This is a genomic window from Chryseobacterium sp. MYb7, from assembly GCF_002979455.1.
GTDB lineage: Bacteria > Bacteroidota > Bacteroidia > Flavobacteriales > Weeksellaceae > Chryseobacterium.
On the sequence record NZ_PCOU01000052.1, the window covers coordinates 1 to 10,480 of the forward strand.

General features: G+C 35.5%; 7 protein-coding genes. 3 read left to right on the forward strand and 4 right to left on the reverse strand.

The window, feature by feature from the left end:
- Positions 1-648 precede the first annotated feature (648 nt).
- Positions 649-1,077, forward strand: a complete 429-nt coding sequence (locus tag CQ046_RS23040; protein ID WP_105704507.1) for a transposase — start codon at positions 649-651, stop codon at positions 1,075-1,077.
- Between the two features lie 11 nt (positions 1,078-1,088).
- A complete protein-coding gene (locus CQ046_RS23045; protein ID WP_105704508.1) occupies positions 1,089-1,427 on the forward strand; it encodes a hypothetical protein in 339 nt (112 codons plus the stop codon).
- 1,643 nt (positions 1,428-3,070) lie between these two features.
- Here CQ046_RS23045 and CQ046_RS23050 read toward each other — a convergent pair.
- A complete protein-coding gene (locus CQ046_RS23050) occupies positions 3,071-4,588 on the reverse strand; it encodes a TROVE domain-containing protein (RefSeq protein ID WP_105704509.1) in 1,518 nt (505 codons plus the stop codon).
- Positions 4,589-5,006: 418 nt separating this feature from the next.
- On the opposite strand from CQ046_RS23050, the gene CQ046_RS23055 reads away from it, so the two are divergent.
- Positions 5,007-5,459: a VOC family protein gene (locus CQ046_RS23055; RefSeq protein WP_105704510.1), complete on the forward strand. Its 453-nt coding sequence runs from the start codon at positions 5,007-5,009 to the stop codon at positions 5,457-5,459.
- A 97-nt stretch (positions 5,460-5,556) separates the two neighbouring features.
- Here CQ046_RS23055 and CQ046_RS23060 read toward each other — a convergent pair whose 3' ends face one another.
- The 3 genes from CQ046_RS23060 to CQ046_RS23070 form a co-directional block, all read right to left on the reverse strand.
- Positions 5,557-6,900 (reverse strand): SWIM zinc finger family protein, encoded by a 1,344-nt coding sequence (locus CQ046_RS23060; protein ID WP_105704511.1) that lies wholly within the window; start codon positions 6,898-6,900, stop codon positions 5,557-5,559.
- A gap of 3 nt (positions 6,901-6,903) precedes the next feature.
- Positions 6,904-9,600, reverse strand: a complete 2,697-nt coding sequence (locus tag CQ046_RS23065; protein WP_105704512.1) for a DUF6493 family protein — start codon at positions 9,598-9,600, stop codon at positions 6,904-6,906.
- A gap of 101 nt (positions 9,601-9,701) precedes the next feature.
- A complete protein-coding gene (locus CQ046_RS23070) occupies positions 9,702-10,028 on the reverse strand; it encodes a hypothetical protein (RefSeq protein WP_105704513.1) in 327 nt (108 codons plus the stop codon).
- Positions 10,029-10,480: the final 452 nt, after the last annotated feature.

A 10,480-nucleotide genomic window follows, 5' to 3' on the forward strand; every position in this document is an offset into this window, starting at 1 on the left:
GCATATGATGGAAATATCATTAAAGCTCTTATTTTTGAAACTTAACAAGCAATTATCTATAATTATTTAACAATACCCCTTTTTTTAAAGTAAGAAGCGTAACTTTAAATAATTCATACATCAACTCATATAATATGTTAATTTTAATTAAAAAACAGCTATTACGCACAATTTTTACATTTTCACTTGTTATTGCTTCTTATTTTTGTTTACATTTGAAAGCGAATAAGCAATTATTTGGTACTAATCAAAAATTCAATGTGTAAAAAGCTGTTTATCAACTCTTGTACAAGCTTTACTCATAGAATTGTATAAAAACCTTAATAGGTTATATGTTATTTTACACAAATGGCAGGAAGAGAAGTTTGAAAGAGAAGAAGAGGAAACCCATTAAAAATAAAGAATATACCCCAAGTACATTAAGGTGCCCACCTACCCGCCTGTTTTTTAAGATATTTGGTAAGTTATACATCTGTTTTTAAGATGAATCATCTTAAAAACACATTTCAATATTCTTGTATCATAATTTCTATTTTTTATCGATTTCAAACTCAATTGAATCATTTTCCGCTATATTAAATAACACATACACCCTATTTCCGTTTTTTTGATACATAATTTTTAACAAAAAAACAATATTCAGTAAAAATGTTATATAAAGAAATCCATATTGGAAAGTTTATTAAGGAGAGGGTAGATGAAAATGAAATAACAACAGAAAGGATATGCAAATTTTTAGGTAAAGATGAAGGAGCTGTCGAAATGATGTATGACAGCAGATCAATGGATACAGATCTTCTTCTAAGATGGAGCAAACTATTGGAATACGATTTTTTCAGACTCTACAGTTCGCATTTAATTTTATACGCACCACCTTCTGCAATCAACAAAAACCAGCAGAAGTCCGAAAAAACGCCTTATTTCAGAAAAAACATTTACACACAGGAAATCAAAGACTTTATTATGAAAAGGATTCTTTCTGGCGAAATGACCCAAAGCGAAGTCATTAAAGAATATTCTATCCCGAAAAGCACTCTTCACAGATGGCTTCAGAAGGGTGATAATGCAAACGGATAAACAGATAAGACATGCGTCCCAATTATAAGAAAATATATCTGGATATGCTCAGGATGGAATATCCCGAAAAGCTAAAGGATCCAAAAATTAAAGAACTCCTTGAAAAGCTTCATACCAGTGAAGATGTGCTTAAGTTCAATGAAAAACTGTTCAAGCAATCCAGAGAAAATCAGAAACTCAAGACTTACGACAGGCAGACTATGCTAAAATTGCTGCAGTATCAGAAAAAACATGGTCATTCTACAAGCTACATGTCGAGAAAATATAAGATAAGCCGAACGACTCTTTCCAAATGGAAACTCATGTTTGAAGAGGAGCTTGAAGATACAATGAAAAATGCCAGTAGATAAATTACTGGCATTTTTTAAAAGGTAATAATAAGGAAAAAACCGGGCTGCTGTATGCCGGAGTCGAACCGGATAGCCTTGCCGGAGTGACCGACTTCGCTATTCCTCCCATAGTTGTGTTATGATGAATTTTTTCCTGACGACACTTTAAAGTACACATATAAAGAAGCTGGAAGTGGGAAGAAGAAAGGGGTTAAAGTCTGAAAATCTCTCTGACTTTATAGAAAATTATATACAAAGATATCTTTCAACGCCCCGCTTCCGGCTTCTGTTATGAGAAAAACAAGGCTAAAATCGAATAATGCAGTCGTGCTCTAACCAACTGAGCTACTCTTCCTATTATAGGCTGTGTTTTTTTGTTGTGGAAGAGACGGGATTCGAACCCGTGACCCCGTCGTGATGAGCGAAGTAACATTTTTCTACGGCACTTGTTTGTTTTTTAGAATAAAAAGAGGCAAGATTCGAAAAGACTTATACAAGGTCACTTTCATGACCTTCTGGAGTCGAACCAAATTAAACCGAAGTAGGCCTTTTCTACGGCACTCTTTTATACAATCAAGGTAAAATTCTCAGAATCTTCCGTGCATTTGCTCTACCTGCTGAGCTACTTCTCCTTTTCGAGGGAAAAGGCAGGATTCGAACCTGCGACCCAATGTTTATTCAATCTCGAAGTATGATTCTAAGACGACACTTGATATTATTTAAGCAAGGTAATTAAATCAAACAGAGACTTATACGGGGTGTTACCATTTCTACTATCTGCTGATGCAGAATAGGATTCGAACCTATATTACCGTTCCTAAGAAGTAACTCTGTTTTACGACACTTACTTTCTATGCTTATTCATAGTTATTAGTTTTCTTTTTACAAATTTATATTGTTATTGCGCATTCTATTTACGCAGTTGTTTTTTTTTATTAAAAACCAAGCAATAAATCATAAGAGTAATTGATGTTCAATTGAAAGTTGACGATGAAACTCTTATTAACGGCATTGGTTAGCTACCAGGCAATCTGGCGAAAGACTCTGTCAGTTTGGAATCGAAGTAGGTCTTTCTAACGGCACCAGTATTATTAACACTGCAAAATTACATTGTATGTACGCAATCTTTTCACGTAGTTTGTTTTTCTATTTAAATATTTGTTCATTTTGCCTTGAAGCAAAAGAACCAAAAGTTCAAGACCTGGAAACTCCGGCTAAAAATAATCTACGCTCTCTAAAAATTCTAAAACTTGCGCGAATTTGTTATCACTTCTTCGTTTCAATTTCTGTGTCGCGCTTCAGACAATAGAATTTTCTTAACGTTTGTATAGCTTATTTTCTTAACGCCTCCGTTTCCTATGTCATATTTCCATAGTTGTCATTGCTAGAAATCTTACCTTTTATTAGTATTTTTTCATAGAGATTCAGCCGATTTTCCACATAGAACTATAAAGAAGAATTCATAATTCATAATTCATAATTCATAATTCATAATTCATAATTCATAATTGATCATTTATAATTATTGTCCTAGCCCCGATAGCAGCGGCATCCTTTTTCTGAATGGCTTGGAAAAAGCTTTGGCGAAAAAGATACAGTGGAAAGCGGGATTAAGCTCCTGAATATATTGATTGTTTTTATTCTATATTTCAAAGCAGTGCCTGTTACAGCACTACTTTTTGAATCATTTTCACTGCAGATTTTTTGTCTTCCAAAGCATTCAGTACATCGAAAATTTTGTCTGACCAACCTGCAATAAGGTGTACATCGTCTTTCCTGATATCAAGCGGCTGTGTACCATAACCCGCAAGGTCAAAAATATACAGCTTTGCATGAGGAGCGATGGCTTTGTATTTCTTCCAGGTGTCTTCAAAGGAGTTTCTGTTTCCTCTGCTATCCCATAGTTGGGTATCCGTGAAAAGCATTACTTTATCCACCTGTTCTCTTCTTTTGATAAGGTCTTCGATGACCAGATAGCCATTGGTGGAATATCCTACTTCACCTTCACGCTTGTAGAATGCATCTACGTTTCTCAAAATACCGTTTTTCGGCATTGGAACTCTTAACCAACGGTCTCCGAAGATACCTGTCACCACGTTTTTACACTGTGACTGCAAGATCATAGACATCAGCAAACCTATATCATACAGTAAAATTTTACTTTTGGTAGAAACTGCTTTCTGCATAGAACCTGATACGTCGGCAGCGATCACTACTGAAGTATCAAAACCAAAGCCTTTGATGTTTCTGGCACTCACAACAACAGCATTTTCCAATGCTTCCAATACTGAGGACAGATAAAGAGAATCAATATTTTTTAATTCCCTATAAGCTGCCAGAAATCGGAATGGAAGCTGCTTTGAGTTCGATACAGCTCTTTCATCAGAAAGATATGTGCATACTTTGTTCATAGCATCAGATGATACTTTTGCTTCCAGGATATTCCTTAGGTTTCTCATGGTTGCCATGTAACCCAATTTGTTGCTGAAGATCAATTCTTCCCATTTGTTTTTGAAGGCCATTTTTCTTTCTGCATCATTGGCAAATTTAGTCTGGCCCAAAACTGAAAGCTCAACTTCCCATGTATAAGGTGTTTCCAGTGTATTGTTAGCAATTTTGTTGAAAACGGTCTGCTGATTTTCATCTTTAGCTTTCGGGTGTACCAGAAACAGTGCGTCTTTCAAGGTTACTTCTGCTTTTCTGTTATATTTTGCAAACTGGTATTCATCAAATTTATTGAATGATTTCACCAGACCTTTCTGAATCTGCTTTGACAGTTTGTTCAGTTTTTTAGTATCTGCTCTTTTATTGGCCAATTGGTAATATGCCAGCAATTCTGTGATTTCATCTGCTCTCTGTACAACTCCGTCTACTGTTTTGCTTACAAGGTCTGTACCTGAGGTCTGCTTTGCCAATTCAGTCGTCAAAACCAATGGAATGGATCTTAGGTACATATCTTTCCTTGCATATACAGCGAGTTTTGCCACAAACTCAGGGTTATTTTTTTTGATCAGAGACTGGATTCTTTCCAATCTGTCAGCCCCTTTTTCATAGTTGGCATCGGACAGTCCTGTTGTAACAACAGCACTATACAATTCTTCTGCAGGTGTCATCGCATATGCTTTTGCACCTTCGTAGTTCTGTACTACTTTATTTTCTTTTTTTAAAAAATTAAATTTCATGGTTACTGTTTTTATTTATTAAACATAGGAAGGTTTGATACTTCCTCTCTGATTTCTGATGCAAAGTAAAAACAGCATTACGCAACCTTTTTGCGTAGATAATTTTTCTTTGATTTTTTTTATTTTTAAATTGATTCGTGCAGCTCATGCAGGATTACGCTGATTTTAAGTTTTGGCTAAAGCCTGAAAAATAAGGGCATAATTTACTAGACGGCCTAAAGCCCACCTTTATTGAATAATGCAATATCGAAATTATTTTAACCACAGATTAGCACAGATGCTGTGGGAATAAAATTGAATTCATCATTTATAATTCATCATTATAAAATCCTTCTATCATTCATTTTCATTAAAGAAATCACGTATAGAGCGTTTTCAGATGAGAGTTTTCTAGCTTTGTTATTATTAAAATTAAGCTATGATTAAAGGATTATATGAGACTCATGTTCAGGTGAGCAATTTGGAAAATGCAATACAATTTTACACAGATATATTAGGATTAAAGCTAGCTCATAGAGACGAAACCAGGCCTATTGCTTTTTTATGGGTTGGAGAAGGTAAAGAGTTTATGCTGGGATTATGGGAACAGAAGGAGAATCTTCAGACCAGGCATTTTGCTTTTTCCAGCAATAAGGAGGATATTTTGAATTATTCTGTGGAGTTTTTGGAAAAAAAACATTTAAAACCGTACAATTTTCTAAAAAATGGAAGTATTGAACCTATGGTTTTTGCATGGATGCCCGCGCTGGCCATTTATTTTAATGATCCTGATGGAAACCAGCTTGAGTTTATTTCTATTCTGGAAGGTGATGGCAGACCGGAATTGGGAGTGCTCAGCTATGAAGAATGGATGAAACAAACAGGAAATTGATAAAGTTATTAAATCGATACAACGCAGAGGCGCAAGAAATTAAGTTTCTTGCGCCTCTGCGATTGTTAACAAAATAATAAATGAGCATCAGCAGTTTTTAAATATGTACCAGTTTCTTTACTGCCAATACGTGTTTGCAAGGGCCTCTTTCTCCCTGATATTTACTGAACCATTCACAGGTACAGCGTTCTTTTTCTTCTTCTATGATTACCGTATGATGCACACCTGTTCCTACTACTCTAGCCTCTGTCCTTTCTTTCTTGTTATTTAAAATCTCAACTTTCCCTGATTCTATAAGCTTTTCAGCATTTTTCAAGCGTGGATTTAATCCGATGATACGGTTTAATTTAAAAGGAAGTCTGCGATAGAAAAATTCTTTATCTTCAAGATCATAGCCGAGCAATCCCATTGCTGCAAGCCTTCCTGTAATATTTTCAGCCTTATCAAAATTGATATTCTCTTCCAAAGCAAGTCTGGAAGGGTTGAAAGACTGATTGGCATAGGCATATTTATCCACAGCATCAATCCATTCATCGGAAACATCCGAAATTATGCTGCCCAACAGTGCTCCTTCTCCCGAAAAACCTCTCCAGCACTCTCTTGATAAAGAAAAAGTGAATCTAATATTTCCCATATAGAGCTGCCATGTTATAGACTGCATATCAGCATGTGGAAAAACCTGCATATTATCAATATAAGGAAGAAGAGGTTCCAAAAGACGAAGTCTGTGAAGCCCTCCTATACAAACAGAATCCGCAGATTTTACGGGAGAAAAAACAGGTTTATTGCCTCTTACAATCAAGTAATAATCTGACTTCACCACTCCTTTCGGCATTCCGCGAAACAATTGCTGTGTCTGGATTTTATTAAACGTATAGCGCTTTTCTGATTCTGATAAATAGACCTGAACAGTTCCCAACCCTTTGATCCATTTTACAGGTAAAGGAACTTTTCTTTCTATGATTTTTTCTTCTTGTTTGTACAATCCCACTTCTTTTTCACCTACGGAAAGCATAATTTTTTCATTTGGGCGGATACTTCCCAATGCGGTTATCATTGGCTGGTTAAAATCTACATTCGTTGTTCCGTTTTCCAGAAATTCACCATCCAACCCATCCGGCAGTAAATCTACTCTTGCATAGACTCCTGCACAGTGAGAAAAGCCTTCAAACCTTAATCTTTCATTTCCTACTGTCACTATCGGATCTTTGAGAAGTGTCATCTGAAACGGAGACAGATTAAAGCTCGATTTCACAATATTAGAAAGCGCAATGAGACATCTGGCTAGGATAAAGGGCTGCCCCACATTTCCCCAGAAAAAACAAGGGACATTGGTATTTTTATGTATCTCACTGTATTGGGCAAGAAATAATTCTTCAAGAGCTCCCTTCTTCAGTAAAGAGGATACTCCTGAATAGTTGTAAATAAGCGTATCTTCCATAATTTATTTTTTCAGAAGAAGATTGCAGATTTTTTTCAGACTTGAGTTTTCTTTCCAGTTGTTTAATTTTTCTATTATTTCTTTATGAGCTGTTGAATGATTCAAAGCCAACACTTCATGGTAGATTTCCAGGATTTTTTTCAGATTGGTAACCGGTTCTTCCATTTGAAGCAGAATATTGGAAATCAATTCCTCTAAAGCAATGTTATGATCTTTACTTACATTCAGCATATGATGCTGCATAAGATCTGTTAATCTTTTAACGGGAGCCCACTCCAGCTTTTCGTGCAGACCGATCACTCTTCCCAGCCATGCATTATCCATCATTTGGTAAGAAACATGTTCCAGCCATATTTCAGCTGCTGTTCCGCGGATAGTCTTATCACTATCCAGGAAAATAGTTCCTAAAAACAGATAACCGATTTCGTCCAAAGGTTTTTTGATCTGATAAAGCGCATTCGCGGTATTCAAAACAAGGCTTCTTTCAAAAACCTCTGCAATCCCGGAATAGAAAAGACAGTATTTGATAACCTTCGCCAATGCATTTGCAGGGGTATTGGGAAAGCACAGCATCAGTGCTGGTATTTCGTTCAGCTCTTTCTGCTCAGCAACAAAATATTCCATGAACAAAGGTTCTTTTCTTTTTTCAAGATGATATTTCGGAATGACGATATTCAGTTCTACAGGATAGTATGAGTTTTTTTTATTATCAATAGTTTTCCATTGGTATGCCCCTGAAAAAAATTCCACAGGAATATTATCATACCCAAAGCTTCTGAATTCTTCAAAAATGGTCTCAGGTGACCGGGTAATTCCAGCTGTCATCCACCACGAAGGGTGTATAAACTTCCCTTCCGGTTTTGCATTTTTACCGAAGAAGAAAAGCAGTAATTCTTTATATTCTCCTTTTAGTCTTTTCTCAACTTCCACTATTGCTTTTGCCGTATCATCCAAAGCACAACGCTGCAATGCCAGCTGAATATCCAGATAATGAGGTTCTGTATTATTATTCTGATAGCTCTCCAGTCTCTCCACTAAAGTAACAGGAGAAATCCAGCATGGAGCATGTGTAATTGGGAATAACAATGGAATTTTATCCCCGGATTTTATTTTTTCGAAAGCATATATTGCCAATTCTTTGAACGCTTGTCTGGCAGGGCAGTCTGCTCCTACCTCTTCCATTAGACCTAATTTTTTCTGATAATTAGAGTAAGATTCTCTTTCGGCTTCTTCTTCTTTGGTTTTCTGGTATATTTTTTCAAGATTCTTAAGCTGAATCGGGTATTTTTCCAGCAAGGCCAAACCGAAGTTAATGATAGCATTGCACAATAAAACATTCAGATAAGGGACTTCCCATTTGGCTATGGTTTTACATGCTTTCAAAAATACGGGTTCCATCAGTTTCACAGATTCCGCATCTACATCTCCTGCAAACTTGATAAATCCGGTCAAAGCAATATCACAGTGATAGCTATATGGATCATCCATTGCCAAAGGAAGATAAAACATCAGATCTTCAAAACTTTGAAGCACCTGTATTGCATTTTCGTCTGCAGTCAGCAGCAACTTTTGTGAAGTTATCGGTTCCAGCTCCGGCTGTTTTTCTTCAATATATTTAGCCAAAAGAGGACGTACATTAGTCAATATATTATCTGAATAATGAGAAAGCGCCTCTATCATATTTTCCGAAACCGGAATATACTTAAGGATGATCTTTGCCGCTTTCGACTGTACACCATCATCTTTGCTTACAAATGCTGAACTTAAGGCCATTCCCAGCATTTCGGGATCCATTTTCTTTCTTTGAAATATTTTTTCGGTAAGCACTAAACTGGAAACCACTACTGTTTTTACCTCCGAGCTCAACAGATTCGGAAGATAATGTGAAAATTCATCATTTTTAAATTCAGAAGTTCCCACTATTTTTTTCAAATGTGATAATATCGTATTCACCGCTTTTGACTGTGAAGAAGCCAGCCCTGCAAGCAATTCATCCTGCAGATCAGATAATTCTTCTTCTGTTGGTTTTAAAGATGTAAATGCATCCATAAACCAGCCGGTAACATTTTTATTAAAGTTTCTATTGGAAGCCAAGAGACATTCTCTTAGGAATCTTTTTCTTTCAATTTTTTTCTCTGTGATGAGCTTTTGAACAATAGGAAACCATTCTTTACGGAAAGGTAAAGATTTGGATGGATATTCACATAGATACCAAAAGTGGGTATTAAGTGTTTCAGGATGCCAATCCAGATCAGACGGATGATTACTCAGGTGATGCCCCAGTAATTCTGGTTTAGGCTGTACGTACCCTTTTTCTGTCCATCCTAAAATATCTCTATAATTAAATGCCGTAAATTCGGCTTCTACAGATTCATTGATAAAGTCTGAAAACCAATCCGGGCACCCCCACTCCAGTATCTGTTCGGTCTGTTCTGCGTTACGGAAAAGGCTCCAGTAATTTTTACCGAAATTCTTTTTGTCCATGCAGACAAATGAAGCAATATCAATAATGGAATGCTGATTCACAGATCCTGCCGTATGGTAGGAGTTTTTAGTCATTACAATTTTACTAATCTCCCGATCCATTTTCTTTATAGACGGCACCAGTGTTTTCCTTTCTTCAATGGTAAGCTCTTTTAGAAAGGGGATAATCTCATGTATTTTTTCCTCATTAAGGATCTCATAAAGTCTTTCTTTCATGTGCTTCTAATTTGATGTATAAATTTGTTTCAGGTTATTCATTTTTTCCATTCTTCAAGCGGTTTTACAACAGCCTTATTCGGTTTTTATCAGTTTCTTCTTTACAGTTTATAACAAAGCTCAGGAAGCTTTTTAGCATTAAAAACTGATTTCTCAACAGCTGAAAGAATGGGGATCAGCAGTTTTTCAAAAATGGTAGTATAGCTGGTAGTCAAATCAATAAGTTTTAAAATCCTGTTTCTCAATCTCATTACAGATGACCATTCTAAAATGATCTTTTTACCGATTATTATTCCCAGTACATTTACCTTCAAATTATCTGAAACTGCCTTATTTAATAAGCCTTCAAAAGCCGTACCACAAAGGGTTTCATAATTATTAAACAGTCCCGGAAACAGGAATAAACCACACCTCTTCCAGGAAGACAAATTCAGCTTTATGCAAGCCTCCGAAAATCCAACCTTATCATCAATATCATACTGATAAACAACACGTAATAAAATCTTATTATTTTCATTTTCGAAAAAAGAACCTAAAAAAAAGGGTCTTCAAAATAAAATTTTAATTAATCTATTATAATAAACACTATGATAAAGATTGAATAAATTGGTCAAAAAAAAGTATTCTGAGGATGGTAACTTTCAAAAGATTCGAATCGTTCCATTTATTTTATAGTTTAAATATATTACCTCAAAACCTTCATCAACAAACATCAATTTATTCTTGTCGGCTAAAATAAAAAAAAATGACTGACAGACAGTAAATTATCCCATTAAAGTGAATTTTTTAACAAAATATTAAGTGAAGTCATCTTGACTTTTTCAAAAATTATATTTTTTATTTGAAATAAAAAAAGGGATTAGGAAATTAGAGTCGCTAA

Excerpts from the sequence above, each read along its gene's own strand:
- CQ046_RS23045 (WP_105704508.1), top strand. The coding sequence starts at position 1,089 with ATGCGTCCCAATTATAAGAAAATATATCTGGATATGCTCAGGATGGAA.
- CQ046_RS23040 (WP_105704507.1), top strand. The coding sequence starts at position 649 with ATGTTATATAAAGAAATCCATATTGGAAAGTTTATTAAGGAGAGGGTA.
- CQ046_RS23060 (WP_105704511.1), bottom strand. The coding sequence starts at position 6,900 with ATGGAAGATACGCTTATTTACAACTATTCAGGAGTATCCTCTTTACTG.
- CQ046_RS23065 (WP_105704512.1), bottom strand. The coding sequence starts at position 9,600 with ATGAAAGAAAGACTTTATGAGATCCTTAATGAGGAAAAAATACATGAG.
- CQ046_RS23050 (WP_105704509.1), bottom strand. The coding sequence starts at position 4,588 with ATGAAATTTAATTTTTTAAAAAAAGAAAATAAAGTAGTACAGAACTAC.
- CQ046_RS23055 (WP_105704510.1), top strand. The coding sequence starts at position 5,007 with ATGATTAAAGGATTATATGAGACTCATGTTCAGGTGAGCAATTTGGAA.